Below are 26,154 nucleotides of genomic sequence, written 5' to 3' on the forward strand. Positions count from 1 at the left end.
GCTGAGCCCTCGACGTCCATGTCGAACGTCAGCCATCGAGCCGCCTCAGAGCGGAATTTCGATTGGCTTAGCACCGGTTCTTTGCGCCCGAGTGGCTCGCCCAACTAACGCTCGCGATCCCGCATATTCGGCCGCGTCGTCACCTAAGTTGGTTGAAGTGGAACCTCCCCATAGCTATCTACGGGAGCCCTCCGCTTCGGTGGTGCACCACGCCGACTATCTGAACACCCGAGATGACCAAGCGCTCTGCGGTGCGGCATTACCGAATGCGACCGCCGTGACCCAGGCGGACACCGCTGACGCACTCTGCTCTGCCTGTGAGGCACGGCTTGTCGTGTATCACCTCGGGTGGTGGCGCGCGAGAGCGCTGGCGGCCACCGCGGAGCTCGAAGCGTTGCGCGTCAAGTACCCCGAGCTTGTGCAGTCCGGCGATACCGAGCCTCCGGAGCCCCCCACGGCACAGGTTGAGCAGGATCAGTCCGCCGAATCAATCCCAACTGAGGCGACGACGTTCCTCGACCGTGCGCGACGCGAACTCACCGAACTCTGTGGGCAATTCGACGGCGCTGTCCCCTTCTACCGACTGAACAACCTCATGCAGGAGTTCAGCGACAAGTTGGGTGACGACGAAAGGGTGCTCCTGGCACAGGAGATCGGGTCCGACAGCTCTCTCATACGTTGGGCCACAACGGAAGTCGAAGGACTCGGATTGAGCGTCACTAATAATCGTGTCCAGGAGAACTCCGACATGATGTGGGAGGAGTGGCTTCAGGAGTCGCAGCAGGCTCCGAAGGCCAAGCGGCGATTCGGACGGTCCCGGTAGCAGGACCGCAACGGACGGATCGGGTAACGAACCGCGGCCATCTTCTATGCGGCGATACCGCCGATCAAGATGTCGACCACTTGGGAAGCCAGGGTGTGGATGTCCTCGTCATTCTGTTCGTCGATCTTGCGGTACCAGATGTCGACGGCGTTGAGGTTGGTCAGCAGCGTGCGGGTGGCAAGCGCCTCGTCGACTCGGCGCAGCGAGCCGTCGGCGATCCCCTCGCTGATGACGCGGCCGAACATGTGCTCGTAGGCGCGCCTGAGCTCGTTGAGCGCGGTCAACTGGTCGCGCTGGCGGGCCTTCAACGCCGTCGATCCTTGATAGCGCACGCCCTGGTGCACCACGTGGTGATATCCGAGCTCGGTCATCAGGTTCTCCAGGTGCGCGATCGACATCGCCACCAGTCGCTGGCGTCCGGTTCCCGGTGCGCCTACATACGGTTCGACCCGCTCGCGGACCCGTCGCATGCCCTCCTCATAGACCGCGAGGAAGATGTCGAACTTCGACCGGAAGTGGTAGTAAATCAGGCCTTTCGTGGCCCCGAGCTCGTCGGCGATGTCGTCGATGGTCGTGTTCGCGAATCCGCGAACCATGAACGCCTCCGCTGCGGCGTCGAGTATCCGGCCCTTGGCGTTCGGTGCCAGTTCGGCGCTCGCGCTCACTTCAACTCCCGCTTCCGTGTCGTCTTCATTCAGCGTGGTCGGTTGCGGTCCCGCCGCCGCGACTTCACCCATGATTGACAGCTAATGTGACCGCCGTTACCATAATACTCAGTAGTATCCCTGATGGGACGCCATTTGCCCCGGTGAGCTTCGACTATTTTGAGCGACCGCGATGGCGTGTAGACCCGAGCGCTCAAGGCCGAAGATGCCTTGCGACGACCAGAAGGAAACTCATGAGCTTCGATTCTGTGCTCGCCTCAGCAGACGAACTTCACAAGCGCGCGACGCGCAAGGCCGTCCTGCGGCTGCTGCCGGTGATGTGCGCGGTGTACTTCATGGCCTACATCGACCGCACCAACGTCGCCCTGGCCAAGACCCATCTGGAAGCCGACGTCGGCATCAGTGCCGCCGCGTTCGGTTTCGGCGCAGGCATCTTCTTCATCAGCTACGCGTTCCTGGAAGTTCCGAGCAACCTGGTCATGTATCGGGTCGGTGCCCGCAGGTGGATCGCCCGGATCGCCGTCACCTGGGGAACGCTGTCGGCATTGATGATGTTTGTCCAGGGAGATCTGTCCTTCTACATCATGCGGTTCCTCCTCGGCGCCGCCGAAGCCGGCCTCTACCCCGCACTGATGTACATGGTCACCGTCTGGTTCGCCCAGAGCTATCGCGCCACCGTCGTCGGATTCATCTATCTGGCACCGACCATCGCGCTGGTCATCGGCGGTCCCATGGGCGGGGCGCTGATGGAACTCGACAGTGCCCTCGGGCTGCACGGATGGCAGTGGATGTTCCTCATCGAGGGTGCCGTCACGGTTCTCATCGGCGTCCTGGTGTGGTTCAAGCTTCCGGAGGTGCCCAGTGATGCACGGTGGCTGTCCGCCGACGAGGCGCGCATCCTCACCGAGCGGGCCGTCGGCGAAAACCACGACACCACAACGAAGATCCGGGGCAACCTGCGCGAGGCCTTCGGTCGCCCCTTCGTCATCGTCGTTTCGCTGATCTACTTCTTCAACCAGATCACCAACGTGGGCATCGTCTTCAACATCCCCGCGATCGTCGAAGACCTCGACATCAGCGGGTCGTTCGTCATCGGACTCCTGTCCGGCAGCGCAGGCATCGGAGCGACCATCGGCGTGCTGCTGGTTCCTCGCCTGTTCGCCTGGTACAAGCGCGAAGCCAGCGCCGTCGGCATCCTCGCGGCGGCCACCCTTGTCACGGCCGTCGCCTTCATGCTGTCCACGGGCGCGCTTGCCCGCATCATCCTGATCGCCGTCTCGATGATCTTCGTCTTCGGGACGCTGCCGTTGTTCTGGTCGATCGCGATGGCCCGGATGTCCGGGCTGATGGCCGCCGCCAGCCTGGCGTTCATCAACACCATCGGGTTGATCGGCGGGTTCGTCGGGCCTTATCTGTTCGGGCTGGCCGAAACCGCGACCAACAACCCGGCGGCCGGCTTCTACGTCGTCATCATCGCCTCGGTGATCGGAGTTGCGTTGGCGCCGGTGCTCGCCCACACCATCAGGCGCGAGGATGCCGCGACCGCACCGGCAGCCTGACCCGTTCTACCCCAAGGGATTCCGCGATTGGCTCATGCCGAGGGACCTCCCGTGTGTCGAATCGACCAGTCATGAGCAAACTCACTCCATTGACGTTTCCGGCAGTTAAACTGCGCTTGGAAGGCCGACGTAAGAGATGCAGCAAGGCCTTTCGGCTGTGCACCACCGGGGTGGGAGGCCCAGATGTCCAGCACCGGCTCAGGTCACCTGCCTGAGAACTTGGCCCTCGGCGCGGCATTGAGTTCGTTGTCGTTCTTCAGCACCGCGGTGATGAGCGCGCTCGTGAAGGCGACGGAGGAACTGACGTCCACCGCTGTCGTGCTGCTGTTCCAGAACCTCATCTGCTTGGTTCTCATCCTTCCGATTGCACTCCGCGGAGGGTGGGCATCGCTGAAGACCGAGAAGATCGGTCTGCATATCCTGCGCGCCGCCAGCGGGACCGCCGCCTGGTACGCGCTTTTCGTCGCCATCACGATGATGCCGCTGACGAACGCGATCCTGCTGACGTTCAGCGCACCACTGTGGATGCCGGTTCTCGCATGGATGTTGTTCCGCGAGAAAGCATCCAAGGCGACGTGGGTCGGCGCCGCGATCGGGTTCGTCGGTGTACTCATGGTCCTGCAGCCACATCACCAACACTTCAACATCGGCGCCCTCATTGCACTGGCCGGCGCGTTCTGCCTCGCCATCGCCTTCATGTCCGTCCGCTGGCTGGGAGCGACCGAGCCGACATCGAGGATCCTCTTCTACTATTTCCTTCTCTCCACCATCCTGTGCACACCGTTCGCGATCATCGACTGGCGACCGTTCGGGCTGCGCGGATCGATCAACCTCGTGGGCATCGCACTGACGCTTCTGGTGGGCCAGGCGCTCATCGTTCTCGCTTATCGCTACGCATCGGCAGTCAAGGTCGGCCCGTTCATCTACACAGTCATCGTGTTCACGGCATTCATCGACTGGTTTCTCTGGAATCGCGCGCCAACGCTGCTCGTCGTATTCGGCATGGCCCTGGTGATCGGAGGCGGGATCATCGCGATCCGCAAGAAGTCCGAGGTATCGCACACGCCCGTCGAACGGTGACGGTTCACGCCTTGATCAGCACCTGTCGCAGCACATGCCAGTGCTTCGGATTGCCTTCTACGTCGAACCCGTCGTGCTCGGACACCCCGAAGTAGATCGGCTGCAATCCGGTGAAGAGCTGCGCAGCGCGCCGTTCGGTCACGCCATTGATGGGCAAATCCGAAATGACCCACGAATCGCGGACACCGAAGTGGGTGCAGCACAGCACACCCCCGGGTCGAAGTCCGCTGACGATATCATCGGCGACCCGGTCGATGGCGTCGACCGGAATGAACGGGAGGACGTGCAGCGCCACCACCAACGAGTACGCATCCGGGATGATCCGGTGGTTCTGAATTTCATCGGCCACCATGGTGAATCGTGACCGACCGCTGACGACCCCCTTCGCGAGCTCGGTAGCGACAGGGTCGGGATCGACTGCGTCAACGTCGAAGCCGCAGTCCAACAGATAGCGAGTGTCCCCGAACGCACCCGCACCGATGTCGAGGGCGCGGCCAGTCCGCAGTCCCGTTCGACGCAACGCGTAGGCCAGAAGCGGATGGGTCTTGCGCGTGTCGCAGAGCGCCGCATATGACGGCGCGGCCTCACCCACAGACACGCAACAGCCTGGCGGCGACGAGGGCACGGGCCAGCCCGGCACGCTCTTCCCCAGTCAAACCACCGGGCAGCTCGCGAACATGGAAAGCCCCGGTGGTCGACGCGAACATCAGAGCCGAGCGCGCCAATTCGCTGACCCGGAACAGGACGGTGCCGTCCGCGGCGACCAGTTCGACCATGTCGTCCGCGTCCCGGACTGTCAGCGCCCCGACTCGCTCGTTGACCAGCCTTCGGTCTTCGGTGAGTGTCTCCGCGTCGAACCAAACCGAGGGCAGCTCGTCGCCGAACAGGTCCAGATAGCGGGCCTGGAACTCGCCGAATGCGGCTCGCCGCACTGACGAACTCGCACCCGAGGATGGCGAGTTGCTCGGTGCGTGATGCACAAACCGCCCGAAGTGGCGCTCACAAAAGTCGGCGTACTGAAAGGTGAAGAGGACAAACTGGTGCCACGCTTCGTCGACCCGCAACGAGTGCATCTGCCAAGCGGTGGAACGGTCGGACTGCGCGAGGACCAGGTAGCGCTTGGCCTCTCTGAACAACATCTGCGCCTCGGCATCGGAGTCGGCCGTCCGATTCTTGACCAACTTCTCAATCACGTACGGCGCCTCGAAGCGCAGGGCCGCCGTATACGCCGGGCTAAGACCATTACGTTCGGCGTCGACGCTGAGTTGTTCAGTGGGCGCCGTCATTGCCGTCATGACGAACACGAGTTGTCGCAGTGCGACATGCAGACCGAGCACTCGGTGCAAGTGCAATGAAAGGCCTGCCATCCGCTCGTCAGCATCTGCTCCGGCGGCGCAGCGCTCGGGTTCAGCATCGGGCTCTGGATCATCAGTCGGCCGATGCGTCCCTCGGGGAACGAGGACGGGGGCGCGGTGGGTTGGGGCGCACCGCCTTCAGACGAGCTCCCGGTATTCACATGCCGGAACCCCACCACAGCCTCCGGCCGCAACCAGAACATGGTGGCGCCGAACGGCTTAATGGACTCGGGGATCGATTCCGTGTGCACGATGTCGTCGACTGAGATCTCATAACTGCGGTCGAGCGTGCGCAGGCTCGGATATACGAGGACGTAGCCGTCGCGGGACGACCGTCCGACATAGCCGGACAACGCCTTCGGCGGCGTGGCATCCTCGGTCGCCAGCAGCTTGTCGACCACCGGATGGACTGCAGGTACGTTTGACTGGTTCTTGGGCACGTTGCACCTCTGTATCTGTGGTTGCTACCCGTCGAACGCTACGCCCGCTGAACGTGCGGAAATATCGGGTGATCACCTACGAATAGCGTCCGGATGGACCCCCGTGTACGCGGGCGGTAAATCGACCGGTCGGCGCCTGGCATCGGTCAGCGGTGTTTGACCTCGCCCCTTATTGCGATGGAAGCCAATCGGATCACAGGGCAGACCACAGTCACGGTGACGAGCACGACGTAGGCCATCGTTGCGGTTGTCACGAACTCACCCGTCCGGCGCCACAGAAAGCTCGCAGATTCTCATTGGATTTCACGCAACCCAGCATGTCGAGCGCCCCGCGGGTTGCCCACGTTCCTAGCGGTCCCCTGACGGCGCGGAGCGCAATTTCTACGACCTCCTAACGGGATCGTCGGCCACACCTGTCTCGCTTGCGCACTTCGCCGCCCCGAAGCCTGAGGTTCACGTCAGGCACCGCGATCCCGACACCCGTAAATGCCGATCCCGTGTCCAACGACTGGTCGAACAGCGTCCAACGGCCCTGTGCCCGGTCGTCGCGCCTTCTCATGTTTCACCTGGCAAAACCGAATTTTCGAGTCGTCCTATCCCGAAGCTGAGCAGGCGACGGGACTATCTCAGATCGCGGCGAAGTGGGCGCAGCGACGAAGGCCGTAAAGATGCACGGCCGGGGTGTAAGGAAACCGTCAACGACTAGCCAGGAGCCGTTTGAGCGGGTCTAGCGTCGCTGTGGTCCTCGAGGTTTGGGGTCATGCGCATCGGGTGAGGCCCGATGACGACTTCACAGACATGTCATGAACGGAGACGAGATGGGCGCTTTGGCGTACCTCGTGCTGACGGTGGCGATCTTCGCCCTGCTCGGCTGGATCCAGAAGGTGGTCGAGGGACTGTGAACCAGAACCTGATCGGCCTGCTACTGGCGATTCTTCTCGCCCTGTTTCTTTTTGCTGCTCTGCTCTTCCCCGAGAGGTTCTAGTGAGTACGACGACGGCGGGGATCATCTTCCTCGCGTTACTGATCATTGCCCTGGCGGCCGTCCATGTCCCGCTCGGCGACTACATGTACCGGGTCTACAGCTCCGAAAAGCATTCGCGCGCAGAGCGCGTCGTCTACCGGCTGATCGGCGCTGACCCGAAGGCCGAACAGACGTGGGGCGCCTACGCGCGTAGCGTGCTGGCGTTCTCGGCGATCAGCATCCTGGTGCTGTTCGTATTTCAGCTCGTCCAGGGCAAGCTGCCGCTGCACCTCAACGACCCGGCCACACCGATGACACCGGCACTGGCATGGAACACCGCTGTCAGCTTCGTGACGAACACCAACTGGCAGGCGTACTCGGGTGAGTCGACCATGAGCCACCTGGTGCAGATGGCCGGCTTGGCGGTGCAGAATTTCGTGTCGGCCGCGGTCGGTATGGCCGTTGCGATCGCCGTGGTCCGCGGCTTCGCACGCAGGCGCACGAGCGACCTCGGCAACTTCTGGGTGGACCTGGTCCGCGGCACTTTGCGCATCCTGCTGCCGATCTCGATCGTTGCAGCGATCATCCTGATCGCAGGCGGCGCGATCCAGAACTTCCACAACTACGACCAGGTCGTCAACACCATTGCCGGCGGTCAGCAGACCATTCCCGGCGGCCCGGTCGCCAGCCAGGAGGCCATCAAGGATCTCGGCACCAACGGTGGCGGCTTCTACAACGTCAACTCGGCGCACCCGTTCGAGAACCCGACCACGTGGACCAACTGGTTTGAGATCTTCCTGTTGTTGGTGATCAGCTTCTCCCTGCCGCGCACGTTCGGCCGCATGGTCGGCAGCAAGAAGCAGGGCTACGCAATCGCCGCCGTCATGGCGACCCTGGCCGTCATCAGTTGGAGCGCCACGATGTGGATGCAACTGCAGGCCCACGGCACGGTACCCACCGCAGTCAGTTCCGCCATGGAAGGCGTCGAGCAGCGCTTCGGGGTGGCCAACTCGGCGGTATTCGCTGCATCGACCACGTTGACCTCGACCGGATCGGTCGACTCGTTCCATGACTCGTACACCAGCCTGGGCGGGATGGTCTTGCTGTTCAACATGCAACTCGGCGAGGTCGCGCCCGGCGGTACCGGCTCAGGTCTATATGGCATGCTCGTTCTGGCGGTGATCACCGTCTTCGTCGCCGGCCTGATGGTCGGCCGCACGCCGGAGTATCTCGGCAAGAAGATCACGCCGCGTGAGATCAAGCTCGCCGCAACCTATTTCCTGATCACTCCGCTTCTCGTGTTGACGGGTACAGCTGTCGCGATGGCGATGCCCGGCCAGCGGGCCGGGATGCTCAACAGCGGGCCACACGGGCTGTCGGAAGTGTTGTACGCGTTCACATCCGCGGCCAACAACAACGGGTCCGCGTTCGCCGGCATCACGGTCAACACCGACTGGTACAACACGGCACTGGGCATCGCGATGGTGTTCGGCCGCTTCCTGCCGATAATCTTCGTCCTTGCACTCGCCGGTTCCCTGGCCCAGCAGGGCAAGACGCCGGAATCCATCGGCACCCTGCCCACCCACCGACCGCAGTTCGTCGGCATGGTCGCCGGCGTGACGCTGATCCTGGTCGCCCTCACCTTCCTGCCCATGCTCGCGCTCGGGCCCCTCGCTGAAGGAATTCACTGATGTCTGCACCCGCAATCGACACCGCTGAGGCAACGCAGCCGAAATCGAACGCGCCCAAGCGAGTTCAGGGCGGCTTGCTCGACCCGAAGATGCTGTGGAAGTCGATGCCCGACGCGCTGCGCAAGCTCGATCCGCGCACGCTTTGGCGCAACCCGGTCATGTTCATCGTCGAGATCGGCGCGGCGTGGAGCACGATCCTGGCGATCCTGGAGCCCTCCTGGTTCGCCTGGCTCATCGTGGTGTGGCTGTGGCTGACGGTGATCTTCGCCAACCTGGCTGAGGCCGTCGCCGAGGGCCGCGGCAAGGCGCAGGCCGAAAGCCTGCGCAGGACGAAGACGGCCACCATGGCACGCCGCCTCGCCGGGTGGGAGCCCGGCAGCAAGGGCCACGAAGAGGAAGTCGCCGCACCGCTGCTGCAGCAGGGCGACATCGTGGTAGTGGAAGCCGGCCAGACGATCCCCGGCGACGGTGACGTCGTCGAAGGCATCGCGTCCGTTGATGAGTCCGCCATCACCGGCGAGTCCGCACCCGTCATCCGCGAGTCTGGCGGCGACCGCTCCGCGGTCACCGGCGGTACCACCGTGTTGTCGGACCGCATCGTCGTGCGGATCACGCAGAAGCCGGGCGAGAGCTTCATCGACCGGATGATCGCCCTCGTCGAAGGCGCCAACCGGCAGAAGACACCGAACGAGATCGCGCTCAACATCCTGCTGGCCTCGCTGACGATCATCTTCGTGTTCGCCGTCGCCACGCTGCAGCCGCTGGCGATCTACTCCAAGATGAACAACCCCGGCGTTCCGGACACGTTGGCGCTCAACGGTAACGGCGTGACCGGCATCGTTATGGTTTCGCTGCTCGTCTGTCTCATCCCAACCACGATCGGGGCGTTGCTGTCAGCGATCGGCATCGCTGGAATGGACCGACTTGTGCAGCGCAACGTGCTGGCCATGTCCGGTCGCGCCGTGGAAGCCGCCGGTGACGTCAACACCCTGCTGCTCGACAAGACCGGCACGATCACGCTCGGCAACCGACAGGCGGCGGCGTTCGTGCCGCTGGCCGGCGTGACTCCCGAGGCTCTAGCCGACGCGGCTCAGCTGTCAAGCCTCGCCGACGAAACTCCGGAAGGTCGCTCCATCGTCGTGTTCGCCAAACAGGAATACGGCCTGCGTGCACGCAGTCAGGGCGAGCTGGCCCATGCCCACTGGGTCGAATTCAGCGCTACCACAAGGATGTCCGGTGTCGACGTGGACGACCACCGGTTGCGCAAGGGCGCGGCGAGCTCGGTGGCCGAATGGGTGCGCAGCGAAGGTGGCGAGGTGCCCATCCAGCTGGGCGACATCGTCGACGGCATCTCCGCCGCAGGCGGCACACCGCTGGTCGTCGGCCAGGTCCAGAATGGGAAGGCCGAAGTGCTCGGCGTCATTCATCTCAAGGACGTCGTCAAGCAGGGCATGCGTGAGCGGTTCGACGAGATGCGCCGGATGGGCATCCGCACGGTGATGATCACCGGTGACAACCCTTTGACCGCCAAGGCCATTGCCGACGAGGCCGGCGTCGACGACTTCCTCGCGGAGGCGACGCCTGAGGACAAAATGGCGCTGATCAAGAAGGAACAGGCGGGCGGCAAGCTGGTCGCGATGACCGGCGACGGCACCAACGACGCACCGGCGCTCGCACAGGCCGACGTCGGCGTGGCGATGAATACCGGCACGTCGGCGGCCAAAGAGGCCGGCAACATGGTCGACCTCGACTCCGACCCGACCAAGCTGATCGAGATCGTCGAGATCGGCAAGCAGTTGTTGATCACCCGCGGTGCGCTCACGACGTTCTCGATCGCCAACGACATCGCGAAGTACTTCGCGATCATCCCGGCGATGTTTGTCGGGCTGTTCCCCGGCCTGGATCTGCTGAACGTCATGCGGTTGCACAGCCCACAGTCGGCGATCCTGTCCGCGGTGATCTTCAACGCGATCATCATCATCGCGCTGATTCCGTTGTCGTTGCGGGGTGTTCGGTATACGCCCGCCAGCGCGTCAAAGCTGTTGAGCCGCAATCTCTACATCTACGGACTCGGCGGGATCATCGCCCCGTTCGTCGGCATCAAGCTCATCGACCTGGTAGTCCAACTCTTCCCGGGAATGTGAAATGAATTTCTCTAGCCTTGTTCGTCAGCACTGGGCCGCACTGCGGGCGCTTCTGGTGCTCACCATGATCGTCGGCCTCGCCTACCCGCTGCTGATTTGGCTGATCGCCCAAATTCCGGGACTGCGGGCCAACGCCAACGGATCGATCGTCGAGGTGGACGGAAGGCCGGTCGGCAGCAAGCTGATCGGGCAGTCGTTCGCCGACAGCGACGGCAACCCGCTGCCGGAGTACTTCCAGAGCCGGCCGTCGGCGGCCGGTGACGGTTACGACCCCATGGCCACCAGTGCGAGCAACCTCGGGCCCGAGAGCATCGTCGACACAGCGGGCGATCCGTCTCTGCCCGAGGACGACAACGGTGCCAAGTCCAGCCTGCTCACCCTGGTCTGCTCACGCAGCGCCGCGGTCGGCGCCCTCGAAGGCGTGGACGGCTCGCGGCCGTTCTGCACGGGCGACGGGGTCGGCGCCGTGCTGTCGGTGATCGGCCCGCGCGACTCGCGCGGCAACGTCGTGCAGCCGACCAGGGTCGTCAGCGTCAACCAACCGTGCGACACGACCAAGACACCGTTCCTCGACACCTACGAGGGGGTACGCGTCGAGTGTGCCAAGTACGGCGAGGACTACAGCGTGGGCCAGATCGTGCCGATCCGCGGCAGCGCTCCGGCCGATCCGGTCGTGCCGCCCGACGCCGTCACCGCCAGTGCCAGCGGCCTTGACCCGAACATCTCGATCGCCTATGCCGACCTGCAGGTCAATCGGGTGGCCAAGGCCCGCGGTGTCAGTGCGGATTTGATCCGGCAGGCCGTGGCCGACCACTCCGACGGACGGTCGCTCGGGATCTTCGGTGAGCCAAGGGTCAACGTGCTCGAGCTCAACCTCGAACTGGACCAGAAGTATCCCGCCAAGGCCTGACGTCACCGGTGGATGATGAGCGTGTGAGCACGGCCGATCAATCCGTGGCCGACCGGCCCGACTACCGCAAGAAACGCGGTGAGCTGCGCATCTACCTCGGCGCAGCTCCCGGCGTCGGCAAGACCTTCGCCATGCTCGGCGAGGCTCATCGCCGGGTGGAACGCGGCACCGACGTGGTAGCCGCGGTGGTGGAGACACACGGCCGCAAGAAGACCGCCGACCTGCTGTCGGGCATCGAGGTGGTCCCGCCTAAATACATCGAGTACCGCGGAAGCAGGTTTCCCGAACTCGACGTCGAGGCGGTGCGCAACCGCGCGCCTCAAGTCGTGCTCGTCGACGAGCTGGCCCACACCAATACCCCGGGTAGCAAGAATCCCAAGCGCTGGCAGGACGTCGAGGAGCTTCTCGACGCCGGGATCACCGTGATCACGACGGTCAACGTCCAGCACCTGGAGAGCCTCAACGACGTCGTCGCCCAGATCACCGGAATCGAACAGCAGGAGAAGGTACCCGACGAGATCGTCCGCGCGGCTGACCAGATAGAGCTTGTCGACATCACTCCGGAAGCGTTACGGCGCAGGCTCGCCCACGGGAACGTCTACGCGCCTGAGCGGGTCGACGCGGCGCTGTCCAACTACTTCCGCCGCGGCAACCTGACCGCACTGCGCGAGCTCGCGCTGCTGTGGCTGGCCGACCAGGTCGACGCCGCCCTTGAGAAGTACCGCGAAGAGAACCAGATCACCGCTACCTGGGAGGCCCGCGAGCGCGTCGTCGTCGCCGTCACCGGCGGACCGGAGTCGGAAACGTTGGTGCGCAGGGCATCTCGCATCGCATCCAAGTCGAGCGCCGAGTTGATGGTGGTCCATGTCGTGCGCGGCGACGGACTGTCCGGCATGTCCGCACCGCAGATGGGCAAGGTGCGCGAGCTGGCCACCAGCCTGGGCGCGACCCTGCACACCGTCGTCGGCGACGACGTGCCCACCGCGCTTTTGGATTTCGCCCGCGAGATGAACGCCACCCAGCTGGTGCTCGGCACCTCCCGGCGGTCACGATGGGCGCGCATCTTCGACGAGGGTATCGGCGCGTCGGTCGTGCAGCAGTCGCAGAAGATCGACGTCCACATGGTCACGCATGACGAAGCCGCCGGTGACGGACTGTGGGCACGAATCTCGCCGCGGCAACAACATCTCACCTCTTGGCTTGCTGCACTTGTGGTTCCATCGGCCATCTGCGCATTGATCTCCTTGCTGCTAGACCCGTATCTCGGGATCGGCGGAGAGAGCGCCTTGTTCTTCATCGGCGTGCTCGTCGTAGCACTGCTCGGCGGTGTCGCACCGGCCACGCTGTCGGCCCTACTGTCTGGGGTGCTGCTGAACTTCTTCTTCACCAATCCGCGCCATACGTTCGTGATCAGCGAGCCCGACGCGGCCGTGACCATCGTGGTGTTGCTGCTCGTCGCAGTCGCAGTCGCGGCGCTCGTCGACGGAACGGCGAGCCGGGCCCGAGAGGCGAGGATGGCGTCGCAGGAGGCCGAACTGCTCGCCCTGTTCGCCGGATCCGTGCTCCGGGGTGCGGACCTCGAGACACTGCTGGAGCGGATCCGAGAAACGTATTCCCAACGCGCCGTGAGCATGCTGCGGATTCGGGACGGCGAATCCGACGGCCATATCGTCGCCTGCGTGGGAAAGGATCCGTGCGCCGACGTGGACACCGCCGACACGGCCATCGAGGTCGGTGACGACGAGTTCTGGATGCTGATGTCCGGCCGCAGGCTCGCCGCCCGGGACCGCCGTGTGCTCGGCGCCGTCGCCAAGCAGGCGGCCGGGCTGGTCAAACAGCGCGAGCTGGTCGAGGAGGCGGGCAAGGCCGAAGCGATCGCGCAGGCCGACGAACTGCGCCGCTCGTTGCTGTCCGCGGTCAGTCACGACCTGCGGACACCGCTGGCCGCGGCCAAGGCGGCGGTGTCCAGCCTGCGGAGCGACGATATCGACTTCTCCGCCGAGGACACCGCCGAACTCCTCGCCACCATCGAAGAGTCGATCGACCAACTCACCGCGCTCGTCGGCAACCTGCTCGACTCGTCACGGCTGGCCGCCGGCGTGGTTCGGCCCGAACTGCGGCGTGTCTACCTCGAGGAGACGGTGCAGCGTGCGCTGCTCGGAATCAGTAGAGGTGTTACGGGTTTCGGCCGCCAAGGTATCGACCGGGTGAAGGTCGAAGTGGGCGACGCGGTGGCGATGGCCGACCCCGGCCTGCTCGAGCGGGTGCTGGCCAACCTCATCGACAACGCCTTGCGGTACGCACAGGACAGCGCGGTGCGCGTAACCGCGGGCCAGGTCGGCGACCGGGTGCTGATCGCCGTGGTCGACGAGGGACCGGGCATCCCCCGCGGCACCGAAGAGCAGTTGTTCGAACCGTTCCAGAGGCTCGGCGATCACGACAACAGCATCGGCGTCGGCCTCGGGCTATCCGTCGCCCATGGATTCGTCGAGGCGATGGGCGGGACCATCCAGGCCACCGACACACCGGGCGGCGGACTGACCGTCGAGATCGAACTGGCTGCGCCGCCGACGGGCGGCCCGGCATGACCGCAGCGAAGACCAAGGTGCTCGTTGTCGACGACGAGCCGCAGATCCTGCGGGCATTGCGGATCAACCTGTCCGTGCGTGGCTACGAGGTGGTCACCGCCGCAACCGGAGGCGGCGCGCTTCGTGCCGCCGCAGACGAGCACCCCGACGTCGTGATCCTGGACCTCGGCCTGCCCGACATGTCGGGCATCGACGTGATCGGCGGGCTACGGGGCTGGCTGACCGCGCCGATCATCGTGCTCTCGGCGCGCACCGACTCGGCCGACAAGGTCGAGGCACTCGATGCAGGCGCCGACGACTACGTCACCAAGCCCTTCGGCATGGACGAGTTCCTGGCCCGGTTGCGCGCAGCGATCCGACGCGGGGCAGCCGCCGCGGAGACCGACGAGCCGGTCGTCGAAACCGCCTCGTTCACCGTGGATTTGGCGGCCAAGAAGGTGACGAAGAACGGCGTCGAGGTTCACCTGACGCCAACCGAATGGGGCATGCTGGAGATGCTGGTCCGCAACCGCGGCAAGCTCGTCGGTCGCGAGGAACTCCTCAAGGAGGTGTGGGGCCCGGCGTACGCGAAGGAGACCCACTATCTGCGGGTCTACCTCGCGCAGTTGCGGCGCAAGCTCGAGGACGACCCGTCCCACCCCGTGCACCTGTTGACCGAAGCAGGCATGGGCTACCGCTTTCAGGCCTGACTTTCTCCGCCGAGCAGACGCAAAAGTACCCATTTTGGGCCCTCTGCGGGTACTTTTGCGTCTGCTCGCGCTGGGTTAGTGAGCGGTCTCCTTGGTCTCCTCGGCGAGCGCGATCAGCTTCTTGCGCACCAGGTCCGGCCGCTCGTCGACGACGAAATGCCTGGTGTCGACGGATTCCACCGTGTAGTCGTCGGCTTTGACACTGTCCTGAGACACCATCGACGGACGGACGACTTCGTCGCCGGCGCCGTACAGCACCCTGATCGGCACGGTGGCACGACGTGTCTCTGGTTTCCATGCAGCAGAGGGCAACTCGCGAAGCAAGAACGTCCGGTAGGTATCCCTGCCCGCGCGCGCACACACCGGATCGCGAAACCGATCGGCGAAGATGGCGACATCAGGGGGATCGAGCTCGGCTCCTTCGCGCAGGAAGTAATCAACCATTCGCGTGCGCCGTTGAAACGCGACACCGAACGTGGCGAGCGGCACTTGGTATGCCAATCGCCACAGATGCGGCAGGACAGCGCGCGGCGACAGCCACGGATGAAAGATGTTCATCACGAGGTAGCCGTCAAATCGCTCCGGTGATTGCAACACCATCAGGTGACCGACGTAACCGCCCCAGTCATGACCCACCAGCAGGACGCGGTCCAGCCCAAGCGCATCGAGGAGCGCCAGCACATCGGTGGCGACGTCCTCCTTCGCCCACTTGTGTGGAGCGGGCCCAGACCAGCCATAGCCGGGGAGGTCGGGCGCGATGATCCGCAGCCCCGGCGGCGGGTCGGCCAGCAGGTCGCGATACTCCCAGTGGTGTTGCGGCCAGCCGTGAAGCGCGACTACGGGGCGTCCATCGACGGGGCCTGCCTCGGTCACGTGAAAGCGCACCCCGTTGGCTTCGACGAATGAGCGACGCACCCCGTCGATCGGTGGTGGTTCAGAGGTCATGAATCGGACTATAGAGAACGCCTTCCGCGCTACGGTGCGGATATGTCCGGCTACCGTGAATTGTTCGACGCCAGCATCTCTGACCCCACGACCTTCTGGGCCGACGCCGCCCGCGCGGTGACCTGGACGCGGGAACCGAAGCAGATCCTCGACGACTCGAACCCGCCGTTCTACCGCTGGTTCCCCGACGGGGAGCTCAACACGTGCGCCAACGCGCTGGATCGCCACGTCGAAGGCGGCCGAGGCGATCAGGCTGCGCTGATCTACGACTCGCCGGTGACCGGTTCGCAAGCCACGTTCACCTACCGCGAACTACTCGACCAGACAGCGCGGTTCGCGGGTGCGCTGCGCGGGCTCGGCGTCGGCAAGGGCGACCGCGTCGTCATCTACATGCCGATGATTCCCGAGGCCGTCATCGCGATGCTGGCGTGTGCGCGGCTCGGCGCCGTGCACTCGGTGGTGTTCGGCGGGTTCGCCGCCAGCGAGCTGGCCGCCCGCATCGACGACGCCAGGCCCGCCGCCATCGTCACGGCGTCCTGCGGCATCGAGCCGACCCGCACCGTCGACTACAAACCGATGATCGACGCCGCCCTCGACATCGCCAAGTACGCCCCGCCCGCATGCGTCATCGTGCAGCGAGACCAGCGGCCGTGCGAGCCCATCTCCGGGCGCGACCTCGACTGGAACGACGTGATGGCCGACGCCGAGCCGGTCGATCCGGTGCCCGTGGCGGCCACCGACCCGCTGTATGTGCTCTACACATCGGGCACCACGGGCCGACCGAAGGGAATCGTCCGCGACAACGGCGGGCACGCCGTCTCGCTGCTGTGGAGCATGCGGCACATCTACGACACCGAACCGGGCGACGTGTACTGGGCGGCCTCCGACGTGGGCTGGGTGGTCGGGCACTCCTACATCGTCTACGGCCCGCTGATGCTGGGCGCGACGAGCATGCTCTACGAGGGCAAGCCGGTCGGCACGCCGGATGCGGGCGCCTACTGGCGGGTGGCTGCCGAGCACGGCGTCAAGGCGATGTTCACCGCCCCGACCGCGATCCGCGCGATCAAGAAGGAAGACCCCGAAGGCACTCATCTCGGCAAGCACGACCTGTCGAAGCTGCAGTATCTGTTCCAGGCGGGCGAACGCCTCGACCCCGGCACCTACCACTGGGCGTCCGAACGGCTTGGCATCCCGGTCATCGACCACTGGTGGCAAACCGAGACCGGCTGGCCCGTCGCCGCCAACCCGATGGGCGTCGAGCACCTCGAGATCAAGCCGGGCTCGCCGACCGTGCCGATGCCGGGCTACGACGTGCGCATCCTGCGGCCGGACGGATCGCAAGCCGACCCGGGCGAAGAGGGCGCCATCTGTGTGAAGCTTCCGCTGCCGCCGGGCACGCTGCCGACGCTGTGGGGTGACGACGACCGCTACGTGGAGTCCTACCTATCCGCCTACCCCGGCTACTACCTGACCGGTGACGGCGGCTACATCGACGACGACGGCTACCTGTACGTGATGGGGCGCACCGACGACGTCATCAACGTTGCGGGACACCGCATGTCGACCGGTTCGATCGAGGCGGTGCTTGCCGCTCACCCCGCGGTCGCGGAGTGCGCGGTGATCGGTGTCGCCGACGAGGTCAAGGGGCAGGTGCCGCGCGGCCTCGTGGTGCTCAAGTCGGGTGCGTCGGACGAGGGCCTTGCCGACGAGCTGATCGCCGCCGTACGCGAGAACATCGGCGCCGTCGCCGTTTTCAAGGCCGTCGACGTCGTGCCCGCGTTGCCGAAGACCCGATCGGGCAAGATCCTGCGCAAGACGATGCGCGGCATCGCCGACGGACGCGACGAACCTGTGCCGTCGACGATCGAGGACCCGGCGGTGCTCGAGACGCTCAAGCCGATACTCAAGGGCTGATCTGCGGCGACGCAGGTCACAGCGCACGTCCGGGTATCGTCGAGAACAACGACCTGACCTGACGACGTAAGGGAGCAATGAGTAGCGCCTCGCGCGCACCTCGAAGACCCGTCCCACCCCGGACCGACTGCAGTGAGACGTCTCCGGAGGTGGGAGCGTGCTGACAGCGCTGGCCAATATCGGCCTCGGCGTCCTGGTGGTCGTGGTGATCACCGCGTTCACCGCGTACTTCGTCGCTCAGGAATTCGCCTATACGACGGTCAGCCGCGCCGGCCTGACGGCGCATGCCGAGGCGGGTGATTCGGCAGCGGCCCGCGCGCTCGACGTGACAAGGCGAACGTCGTTCATGCTGTCCGGCGCTCAGTTGGGCATCACCGTCACGGGTCTGCTGGCCGGCTATCTCGCCGAGCCGTTGATCGGGACGGGCCTGGCGGATCTGCTTGGCCTGGCGAGCGTTCCGACGGCGGTCGGGGTGGCGATCGGCGCGGCCGTTTCGCTGATCGTGTGCACCTTCATCCAGATGCTGTTCGGGGAACTGTTCCCCAAGAACCTCGCGATCGCCGTTCCAGAGACGGTCGCGCGGCGGCTGGCGGCGTCCACCCGCTGGTATCTGCGACTGTTCGGCGGGCTGATCTGGTTCATGGACGAATCGTCGAACCTGCTGCTGCGCGCGTTGCGCATCGAACCGGTGCACGACGTCGAACAGACCGCCACCGCACGAGATCTCGAGCACATCGTCGCCGCCTCGTTTGCATCGGGCGAGCTGCCGAGCGATCTGTCGACGCTGCTTGATCGGGTCCTGGACTTCCCGACGAGCACGGCCGAACACGCGATGATTCCGCGTACCCGCGTCGACACGGTCCGCTTCGACGAGTCGGTCGACGCGGTGCTCACCCGGATGGCCACCGGCCACACCCGCTACCCGGTCGTCGGCCGGACCACCGACGAGGTGTTGGGCGTCATCGACCTGCACGCCGTGCTGGATGCCGAGCCAACCGACACCGCACGCTCGCGGTGTCGGGCCGCCGTTCAGGTGCCGACGTCGCTGCCCCTTCCCGCGACGCTCAACCGGCTGACCGAGGCCGCCGCCGAGATGGCGGTGGTCATCGACGAATACGGTGGCTTCGCGGGCATCGTCACCGTCGAAGACATCGCCGAGGAGCTCGTCGGCGAGATCGACGACGAACACGACGCGGCCGACAACCAGGTCATGCGGCGCACAGACGGCTGGCTGCTTCCCGGCGACATCCACCTCGACGAGGCCCAGCGACTCCTCGCCGAGCAGCTGCCCGACGGGGATTACGAGACCATCGCGGGGCTGCTGATCGAGCGGTTCGGCCGGCTACCCGCCGTCGGGGACAGCATCGAGATCGCGCTGCCCGACAGCTCCGCGGGTTGGTCAGCCAAGCCAAAGGTGTTGTCGGCCACCGTCCGATCCGTCGAACGGCGCGTGCCGGCCGAGGTGTTCGTGGCCGTGCGGACCAGGGGGGCCGACGGTGAGTAACCCATGGGTGGTGCTCGCGGTCACCGTCGGCCTGATCGCCGTCAGCGCACTGTTCGTCGCCGTCGAGTTCGCATTGCTGACGGCGCGACGCCATCGACTGCAGGACGCCGCGGCCAGAAGCCGGTCGGCGCGCGCGGCGCTGCGCAGCACAACCGAACTGTCTCTGCTGCTGGCCGGCTCGCAACTGGGCATCACGGCGTGCACGCTCGCCCTCGGTGCGACCACGAAGCCGGCCGTGCACCATTGGCTCACTCCGCTGCTACAGGCCACCGGCGCGCCCACCTGGGTCGCGGATGCCTGCGGCTTCGTGCTGGCGCTCGCGATCGTCACCTTCCTGCACCTGGTGATCGGCGAAATGGCGCCGAAGTCGTGGGCTATCGCGCATCCGGAACGGGCGGCGATCATCCTCGCGATACCGATGCGGATGTTCATGGCGGTGACCCGGCCGGTGCTGATCACCCTCAACCGCGCCGCCAACTGGTGTGTGCGCAAGGTCGGCGTCGACCCCGTCGACGAACTCGGCGAGGGGCAGGACCCCGACACCCTGCGCGCGCTCGTGGAGCATTCAGCGGCCGCCGGTGCACTCGATCCGCGGTACTACCGCAATCTCACCACCGCGCTGGACCTCGAGAAGCTCACCGTCGGCGATATCGTCTCGCGCACTGCGCAATTGAGCACGGTGGCCACCGACGCCGGACCGGCCGCAATTCAAGCGATGTCCCAGCTGACCGGCCATCAACGGATACTCGTGCACGGCGACGACCACGCCGTGACCGGAATGGTGCACATTCGCGACAGCCTGCGCGCCGAACCCGGCACCACGGCGCGCGACCTCATGCGGCCGGTGTTACGGCTGCCGTTGGGGATGCCGGTGTACCGCGCGCTGCACCTGATGCGCCAGACACGCAACCATCTGGCGATCGTCGACGACGACGGCGAGTTCGTCGGGCTCATCGCCCTGACCGATGTCATGCAACGGCTGCTTGACGACTCCGCGCCTGCGGCGTGACCGTCAGCGGAACGAGCTGTTGAGCCGCCGCTTGAACACTTCGTCGAAGCGGCGATAGGTGTTGCGCATCGCACGCGCAGGCCATCGACGTGGAATGAGCTCGGCAGGCAGCAACGGGTCGAGCTGGAGATGTCTGACAGCCGCGATGGACAGCGCGAACTGATAGGCGAAGTCTTCGGCGTCGAGAGCTTCGACGTCGAGTTCGTCACGCATGGCGGTGGTGAGTCGGCGCGCATCGACAGCCCAATCATCAAGCCTGAAAACCGATCTCACGGTTTCTGCAGGGATGTCTGTCTCGGCGCGGTGGAAATGCACGCACTGCTGATCCAGCACGGCGCGCATCGACGGCAGGCGGTTCCTTTCGAGGTTGTCGGGGCGCAACCACATCCCTTCGCGGAGTTCGCCGAGGTGCAGCGCGCTGGCGGCCTTGCGCAGCGCGAGCCGATCGGTGGCCGGTCTGCGTTCCATCGAGACGACCGCCAACTCCCACGTCCCGTCCCACGGGGGCAGGTCGGTGTCGTCGATCCGGGATGCGTCGTCGACGCGCTGCCGCCGTTCGAGCAGACGCCCCGCCAGCGCGTAGGTTCCGTCGTCGCCGACGAGTTCACCCGCCGAGGCCATTCGCCACAGGCATGTGCGGGCAGCGCCATCGCTGATGCCGAATAGTGCGGCCATGTCGACGAGTTCGCCGACCTTGAGGTGGGGCTGGTCGGCCCCCAGCAGCGCGGTGGCCAGGACGGACCGCGCGCTCAGCGGTCGGTCACCGATGAGATCGGCGACGCGCGCGCGGCGCTCATCCACTGCGACTGCTGGCACGCATCCATCTTCCCCTATCTCACAAAGTTGTTGACGCATGACATGCATAGTGTGATACTCGCATGGTATGGGCACTCCGACGAAGTCGTCGGTCGCCGAGGACGTGGAGGTCGTTCGCCGCATCCTCGCGCATATCGACGCGGGCACGACCGACGAAGGCGACGCCTGGCGGGAGCCCGTCGAGAACTATCTGGACCAGGGCCGATTCAGCCGCGAGCTCGAGATGTTGCGCCGTTTCCCGAGCGTCTACGCCCCGTCGGCGGCGATTCCGCACGCGGGCGATCACATCGAACGGGTCAGCTTCGGCGTACCGCTGTTCGCCGTCCGGGGCCACGACGGCCGCGCAAGGGTCTTCCGCAACGCGTGCCGTCACCGAGGGTTCGCGCTTGTCGAGGGCCACGGTTGCGCCCACGCGCTGGTGTGCCGGTATCACGGCTGGACGTACCGCCTCGACGGCACGGTGTCGCATGTCCCGCACGCCGACGCCTTCCCCGATCTCGACGTGGCCGGCCGGGGGCTGGTCGAGGTCGACAGCCGGGAGACCGACGGCTTGATCGTCATCGGGCCGGTGCTGGACTGCCCGACCGATTCGCAGCGCATGCGCGCCGATGCCGCGATGGCCTCCCTCACCGAGGGCAGCCCGTGGCGCGACAAACTACTGCCCGCCGAGCGGCTCGTGTACGTCGAATCCACTGCGCGCCCGATGAATTGGAAGGTTCTCGTCGAGCAGTTCCTCGAGGGATATCACATCCGCTCGACGCACAAGACCACCTTCTACCCGATTCAATACGACGACCTCAACGTGATCGAGGCGTTTGGGCCGAATACCCGGATCACGTTCCCCTACAAGAACATCGAGAGGCTGCGTGACCGCCCCGAGTCGGCATGGACCATCGGCCGGCGCGTGACGTTCGTCTATCACCTGTTCCCGAACGTCATGCTGGCAACGTTCCCCGACCAGGTGTTGGTGGTCACGATCGAACCCGTCGACATCGACCACTCCACAGTGACCATCTACGCCATGACCACACCGGCGGTGGCGGAGGTCATCTCGACCGCCCCCGGCGAAACCGCGGGCGCTCGCGGCCTGCTGGCCGTGGGTGCGCTGGAGGACAACGAGATGTCGGAAGGTGTGCAGCGGGGACTTCGGGCAGGCGCCAACACCTTCCTGGAGTTCGGTACACACGAAAGCGCCATCGGGCACTTCCACGCCACCCTCGACGAGCGCCTGGAATGCTCGCGATGAACCACTACGAGCATCTTCTCTACGAACGGCGCGGACCCGTCACGATCATCACCATCAACCGTCCTGACCGGATGAATGCCATTGGCCCGCAAACGCATCGGGAGCTCGTCGACGCATGGGGCAGGTTCCGCGCCGACGGCGATGCGCTCGTCGGCGTCCTCACCGGCGCGGGCGACGCCGCGTTTTGTGCCGGCGGGGACCTGAAGGCGGCTCTCGCCGGCGAGCTCCCCGTCAACGCAAGCCCGCAAGACGGTGTCCTCGGCCCGTCACGGTGGACCGACGTCTACAAGCCGACCATTGCGGCCGTCAACGGCGTCGCGTACGCAGGCGGCCTCGAATGGGCGTGCTGGACCGACCTTGCGATCGCCGACGAGCACGCCACATTCGGAGTGACGTGTCGGCGGTGGAACATCGGGCTTGCCGACGGCGGCACACAGCGCCTGACCCGAATCCTGGGCTACCGCCGCGCAATCGAGCTGATCATCACCGGCCGTGTCGTCGATGCCCACGAGGCGGAGCGGATCGGGTTGGTGAACCAGGTCGTTCCCCGCGGAACGTGTGTGCAACGCGCGATCGACCTCGCCGAGACCATCGCGGCACTACCCCAGCCCGCATTGCGGACCGATCTCGAGGCAGCCCGAAACGGGTTGGGCCGACCCCTCGACGACGGCCTGCTCATCGAGGCCGAGTGCTTCAACCGGTCGATCTCGGCGCCGGAGACCCTCGAGGGCCTGCGCCGATTCAACGACCGCGATCACCCGGATCGACGGCCGGGCGGTACGCCGGTGACACCAGGCATCGTCCGCGTTACGCGATAGACGCTCAGCGTTCGCTCGCCGGCTGCCTGGCTGACTGGTTTGCTCTGTCACGCTTGTCCCGCGTGAAAGGGCCTACCATGAGCGATAATTCGCACGCCTACAACAGTGTCTGGCAGATCCGAGGCGACGCCTGGTGCCGACTCGAGGAAGCCGCTGACCGGCTCACAAGGCCGACGACCGACGGCGCACTGAAGGACGAGTACTCCCAGATCTGCCGCGACCTACTGGCGACGCTGACCCCGCTGGAACCGTATTGGGCCTACCCCGGCTCACCGCAGTTCTCCCGCGTGCAGCGGCTGTTCAACGCAGGCAGCTACGACAAGTTCGCGCACACGGTGGCCCGCATCAACCGTGCGTTGACGACGGAGTCCTACCGCACCGGCGACGTCGAGCACGCCGGCCTCGACGAACACGACATGTTCCCCGCCGACCCCCGCGATCTGGCGAATCAACCCGCGACCAAGCGCGACCAGCCGTACTTCGAGGTGCTCGTCGTCGAGTCGATGACGGAGGCACAGGAACGCGCGCTGCGGAAAGAGGTCCGCAGCTGGCGACGTCCCGACGACGAGTTCATCTACGAGCTGGTTGTGGTGTCCAGTGGCGACGAAGCCCTGATAGCCGCACGGCTCAACGTCAACCTGCAGGCTGTCGTCATTCGCCGCCGGTTCTCGCATCAGTCCATCCGCGACCTGTCCTCCCTCGCGGAGTTCGTCGACACCAAGACCTCCACCGAACTCGATGACCACAAGTCGCCCGACGAGCGGGCCGAGATCCTCGCGAAGTCGATCTCCGAGCTGCGGCCCGAACTGGACCAGTACCTGATGACCGAAATTGAGGTCGAGCAGATCGCCGGACGGCTAGGCCAGCACTTCCGCCGGGTGTTCCACGCTCGCGAGGGCGTGCTGGAGCTGCACCTGTCGCTGCTGCATGGCGTCGCAGAGCGTTATCGCACCCCGTTCTTCAGCGCGCTGAAGCAGTACAGCCACCGGCCGACCGGGGTCTTCCACGCGCTGCCGATCTCTCAGGGCAAGTCGATCGTCAACTCGCACTGGATCAAAGACATGGTCGGCTTCTACGGCCTCGACGTGTTCATGGCCGAGACGTCGGCGACCTGCGGCGGCCTGGACTCCCTCCTCGAACCCACCGGCCCGCTGCGCGAGGCGCAGCAGCTGGCGGCGCAGGCCTACGGCTCGCGGCACACGTACTTCGTCACGAACGGCACGTCGACGGCCAACAAGGTCGTCACCCAGGCGCTGGTGGCCCCCGGCGACATCGTGCTGCTCGACCGCAACTGCCACCAGTCGCACCACTACGGAATGATGCTGGCAGGCGCGCACGTCATTTACCTCGAGGCCTATCCACTGCCCGACTACTCCATGTATGGGGCTGTGCCGCTGCGCGAGATCAAGTCGAAGCTGCTGGAGCTCAAGCGGGCCGGAAAGCTCGACCGCGTCAAGATGATGTCGCTGACCAACTGCACCTTCGACGGCATCGTCTACGACGTGCAGCGGGTCATGGAGGAATGCCTCGCGATCAAGCCAGATCTGGTATTCCTTTGGGACGAAGCATGGTTCGCGTTCGCGCGGTTTCATCCGGTGTACCGGAACCGGACCGCGATGGCGGCCGCCAAGACACTGCGGGACAAGCTGTCGGACGACGGTTACAAGCGACAGTTCGAGGCGACCCTGGAAGGCGACGCCAACCGCCCGCCGACCGACGACGAGCTGATGAACCGGCGGCTGATGCCCGATCCGGCGAAGGCACGGGTGCGGGTCTACGCGACGCAGTCGACTCACAAGACGCTGACGTCGCTGCGGCAGGGATCGATGATCCACGTCTACGACCAAGACTTCGACCAGAAAGTGGCCGAGGCGTTCCACGAGGCCTACATGGCGCACACGTCGACCTCGCCGAATTACCAAATCCTGGCGTCGCTCGACCTGGGCCGCAGGCAGGTCGCTCTCGAGGGCGTCGAGCTCGTCCAGCGTCAGATCGAGAACGCGATGCAGCTGCGCGACGCTATCGACAACCATCCGCTGTTGAGCAAATACATGTCGTGCCTGCGCACATCGGACCTGATCCCCGATGCGTTCCGGCCGTCGGGCATCGCGCAGCCGCTTCGGTCAGGTCTGCGCAACATGATGGCCGTGTGGGACAAGGACGAGTTTGTGCTCGACCCGTCACGGATCACCCTGTCGATCGGGCGGACCGGATACGACGGCGACACCTTCAAACGCGAGCAATTGATGGATCGCTACGGTGTGCAGATCAACAAGACGTCACGCAACACGGTGTTGTTCATGACGAACATCGGCACCACCCGCAGTTCGGTGGCGTTCCTGGTTGAGGTGTTGGTCAAGATTGCCGGAGAGCTGGACGAACGCATCTCCGAGATGGGGCTCGGCGAGCGCGACCGGTTCGAGCAGCGGGTCCGCCGGCTGACCGTGCCTTCCAGCCAGCAGCCAGACTTCAGCGGATTCCACGTGGCCTTCCGCGATGTCGAGGGTCCCGACCACACCCCCGAGGGTGATGTCCGGCGCGCGTTCTACCTGTCCTACAACGACGCCAACTGCGAGTACCTGACGAGCGATGAAATCTTCGACAAGCTCGACGCAGGCAAGGATGTGGTGTCCGCGACGTTCGTCACGCCGTATCCGCCGGGGTTCCCAGTCCTGGTGCCGGGACAGGTGTTCAGCCCCGAGATCCTGGCGTTCATCCGGGATCTGGACACTCCGGAGATTCACGGCTATCGGCCTGATTTCGGATTCCGCGTGTACACCGACAAGGCGGTTGAGATGAGCCGACCGTCGAACGGCCATGCCGGCAACGGCCACCGGACGCTGACCGACGGCCCGGCCGAGCACGCTACCGCCCAAGCCTGACGATCAAGATCAAAAACCGCTGACGTTCCTTTATTTCCAGAGTGACAAGAACTATTGTGAAATCGGCATATGTTGATACGAACTCTGCTCCCACCTGGACAGGGCGGTCAGA

The 26,154-nt window shown here is 65.2% G+C and carries 22 protein-coding genes; 16 read left to right on the forward strand and 6 right to left on the reverse strand.

Annotation, left to right across the window (positions count from 1 at the left end; translation table 11 throughout):
• Positions 1–157: 157 nt before the first annotated feature.
• Positions 158–823 (forward strand): hypothetical protein, encoded by a 666-nt coding sequence (locus tag D6M19_RS00335; RefSeq protein ID WP_234834632.1) that lies wholly within the window; start codon positions 158–160, stop codon positions 821–823.
• 44 nt (positions 824–867) lie between these two features.
• Here the strand turns inward: D6M19_RS00335 and D6M19_RS00340 are convergent, their stop codons facing one another.
• Entirely contained in the window at positions 868–1,488 is a 621-nt protein-coding gene (locus D6M19_RS00340) for a transcriptional regulator DarR (RefSeq protein WP_407665283.1), read from the reverse strand.
• A gap of 233 nt (positions 1,489–1,721) precedes the next feature.
• On the opposite strand from D6M19_RS00340, the gene D6M19_RS00345 reads away from it, so the two are divergent.
• Together D6M19_RS00345 and D6M19_RS00350 are read left to right on the forward strand one after the other, a co-directional pair.
• Positions 1,722–3,047, forward strand: coding sequence for an MFS transporter (locus tag D6M19_RS00345; RefSeq protein ID WP_123023188.1), 1,326 nt, complete (start codon positions 1,722–1,724; stop codon positions 3,045–3,047).
• Between the two features lie 183 nt (positions 3,048–3,230).
• The gene (locus D6M19_RS00350; protein ID WP_123023189.1) at positions 3,231–4,127 is read left to right on the forward strand and encodes a DMT family transporter; all 897 of its coding nucleotides are present in this window, start codon (positions 3,231–3,233) and stop codon (positions 4,125–4,127) included.
• A gap of 4 nt (positions 4,128–4,131) precedes the next feature.
• Here D6M19_RS00350 and D6M19_RS00355 read toward each other — a convergent pair whose 3' ends face one another.
• From D6M19_RS00355 to D6M19_RS00365, 3 genes are read right to left on the reverse strand one after another with little or no spacing between them, the layout of a single operon-like run.
• Positions 4,132–4,725 carry a class I SAM-dependent methyltransferase gene (locus D6M19_RS00355; RefSeq protein ID WP_164478268.1) on the reverse strand — a complete coding sequence of 198 codons (594 nt, stop codon included), beginning with the start codon at positions 4,723–4,725 and terminating at the stop codon, positions 4,132–4,134.
• Complete coding sequence (locus D6M19_RS00360) at positions 4,712–5,413, reverse strand: glycine-rich domain-containing protein (protein ID WP_164478269.1); 702 nt, start codon at positions 5,411–5,413, stop codon at positions 4,712–4,714. The genes D6M19_RS00355 and D6M19_RS00360 overlap by 14 nt, the downstream gene beginning before the upstream one ends.
• A gap of 5 nt (positions 5,414–5,418) precedes the next feature.
• A complete protein-coding gene (locus tag D6M19_RS00365; protein ID WP_123023192.1) occupies positions 5,419–5,922 on the reverse strand; it encodes a hypothetical protein in 504 nt (167 codons plus the stop codon).
• 803 nt (positions 5,923–6,725) lie between these two features.
• Between D6M19_RS00365 and D6M19_RS34645 the strand changes: the two genes are divergently transcribed.
• Genes D6M19_RS34645 through D6M19_RS00400 form a run of 7 tightly spaced genes read left to right on the forward strand, consistent with a single transcriptional unit; the run spans position 6,726 to position 14,908 of the window.
• The gene (locus D6M19_RS34645; RefSeq protein WP_123023193.1) at positions 6,726–6,824 is read left to right on the forward strand and encodes a potassium-transporting ATPase; all 99 of its coding nucleotides are present in this window, start codon (positions 6,726–6,728) and stop codon (positions 6,822–6,824) included.
• The gene (kdpF, locus tag D6M19_RS34650) at positions 6,821–6,907 is read left to right on the forward strand and encodes a K(+)-transporting ATPase subunit F (protein ID WP_123023194.1); all 87 of its coding nucleotides are present in this window, start codon (positions 6,821–6,823) and stop codon (positions 6,905–6,907) included. The genes D6M19_RS34645 and kdpF overlap by 4 nt, the downstream gene beginning before the upstream one ends.
• On the forward strand, positions 6,907–8,577 hold the full coding sequence (gene kdpA, locus D6M19_RS00380) for a potassium-transporting ATPase subunit KdpA (RefSeq protein ID WP_123023195.1): 1,671 nt from the start codon (positions 6,907–6,909) through the stop codon (positions 8,575–8,577). Before kdpF ends, kdpA begins: the two co-directional genes overlap by 1 nt.
• Positions 8,577–10,721, forward strand: a complete 2,145-nt coding sequence (gene kdpB / locus D6M19_RS00385; RefSeq protein ID WP_123023196.1) for a potassium-transporting ATPase subunit KdpB — start codon at positions 8,577–8,579, stop codon at positions 10,719–10,721. The genes kdpA and kdpB overlap by 1 nt, the downstream gene beginning before the upstream one ends.
• A 1-nt stretch (position 10,722) precedes the next feature.
• Positions 10,723–11,631: a potassium-transporting ATPase subunit C gene (locus D6M19_RS00390; protein WP_123023197.1), complete on the forward strand. Its 909-nt coding sequence runs from the start codon at positions 10,723–10,725 to the stop codon at positions 11,629–11,631.
• A gap of 23 nt (positions 11,632–11,654) precedes the next feature.
• Complete coding sequence (locus D6M19_RS00395) at positions 11,655–14,219, forward strand: DUF4118 domain-containing protein (protein WP_234834633.1); 2,565 nt, start codon at positions 11,655–11,657, stop codon at positions 14,217–14,219.
• The gene (locus D6M19_RS00400) at positions 14,216–14,908 is read left to right on the forward strand and encodes a response regulator (protein WP_123023198.1); all 693 of its coding nucleotides are present in this window, start codon (positions 14,216–14,218) and stop codon (positions 14,906–14,908) included. Before D6M19_RS00395 ends, D6M19_RS00400 begins: the two co-directional genes overlap by 4 nt.
• A 75-nt stretch (positions 14,909–14,983) precedes the next feature.
• Here the strand turns inward: D6M19_RS00400 and D6M19_RS00405 are convergent, their stop codons facing one another.
• Positions 14,984–15,853 carry an alpha/beta fold hydrolase gene (locus tag D6M19_RS00405; RefSeq protein ID WP_123023199.1) on the reverse strand — a complete coding sequence of 290 codons (870 nt, stop codon included), beginning with the start codon at positions 15,851–15,853 and terminating at the stop codon, positions 14,984–14,986.
• Positions 15,854–15,895: 42 nt separating this feature from the next.
• Here D6M19_RS00405 and D6M19_RS00410 point away from each other — a divergent pair, with 42 nt between their 5' ends.
• The 3 genes from D6M19_RS00410 to D6M19_RS00420 all read left to right on the forward strand — a co-directional run bounded on the left by D6M19_RS00410 (position 15,896) and on the right by D6M19_RS00420 (position 20,280).
• Positions 15,896–17,767, forward strand: coding sequence for a propionyl-CoA synthetase (locus D6M19_RS00410; RefSeq protein WP_123023200.1), 1,872 nt, complete (start codon positions 15,896–15,898; stop codon positions 17,765–17,767).
• A gap of 157 nt (positions 17,768–17,924) precedes the next feature.
• On the forward strand, positions 17,925–19,271 hold the full coding sequence (locus tag D6M19_RS00415; protein WP_123023201.1) for a hemolysin family protein: 1,347 nt from the start codon (positions 17,925–17,927) through the stop codon (positions 19,269–19,271).
• Positions 19,264–20,280 carry a hemolysin family protein gene (locus D6M19_RS00420; RefSeq protein WP_123023202.1) on the forward strand — a complete coding sequence of 339 codons (1,017 nt, stop codon included), beginning with the start codon at positions 19,264–19,266 and terminating at the stop codon, positions 20,278–20,280. Before D6M19_RS00415 ends, D6M19_RS00420 begins: the two co-directional genes overlap by 8 nt.
• A 3-nt stretch (positions 20,281–20,283) precedes the next feature.
• Here D6M19_RS00420 and D6M19_RS00425 read toward each other — a convergent pair whose 3' ends face one another.
• Entirely contained in the window at positions 20,284–21,096 is an 813-nt protein-coding gene (locus D6M19_RS00425; RefSeq protein ID WP_234834634.1) for a PaaX family transcriptional regulator C-terminal domain-containing protein, read from the reverse strand.
• A gap of 67 nt (positions 21,097–21,163) precedes the next feature.
• On the opposite strand from D6M19_RS00425, the gene D6M19_RS00430 reads away from it, so the two are divergent.
• The 3 genes from D6M19_RS00430 to D6M19_RS00440 all read left to right on the forward strand — a co-directional run bounded on the left by D6M19_RS00430 (position 21,164) and on the right by D6M19_RS00440 (position 26,042).
• Positions 21,164–22,342 (forward strand): aromatic ring-hydroxylating oxygenase subunit alpha, encoded by a 1,179-nt coding sequence (locus D6M19_RS00430; RefSeq protein ID WP_123023203.1) that lies wholly within the window; start codon positions 21,164–21,166, stop codon positions 22,340–22,342.
• Positions 22,339–23,160, forward strand: a complete 822-nt coding sequence (locus tag D6M19_RS00435) for an enoyl-CoA hydratase-related protein (protein WP_123023601.1) — start codon at positions 22,339–22,341, stop codon at positions 23,158–23,160. The genes D6M19_RS00430 and D6M19_RS00435 overlap by 4 nt, the downstream gene beginning before the upstream one ends.
• Positions 23,161–23,237: 77 nt before the next feature.
• A complete protein-coding gene (locus D6M19_RS00440) occupies positions 23,238–26,042 on the forward strand; it encodes an aminotransferase class I/II-fold pyridoxal phosphate-dependent enzyme (RefSeq protein ID WP_123023204.1) in 2,805 nt (934 codons plus the stop codon).
• The last annotated feature ends 112 nt before the right edge of the window (positions 26,043–26,154 follow it).

It is taken from the genome of Mycolicibacterium stellerae (assembly GCF_003719305.1).
Classification (GTDB): Bacteria; Actinomycetota; Actinomycetes; order Mycobacteriales; family Mycobacteriaceae; genus Mycobacterium; species Mycobacterium stellerae.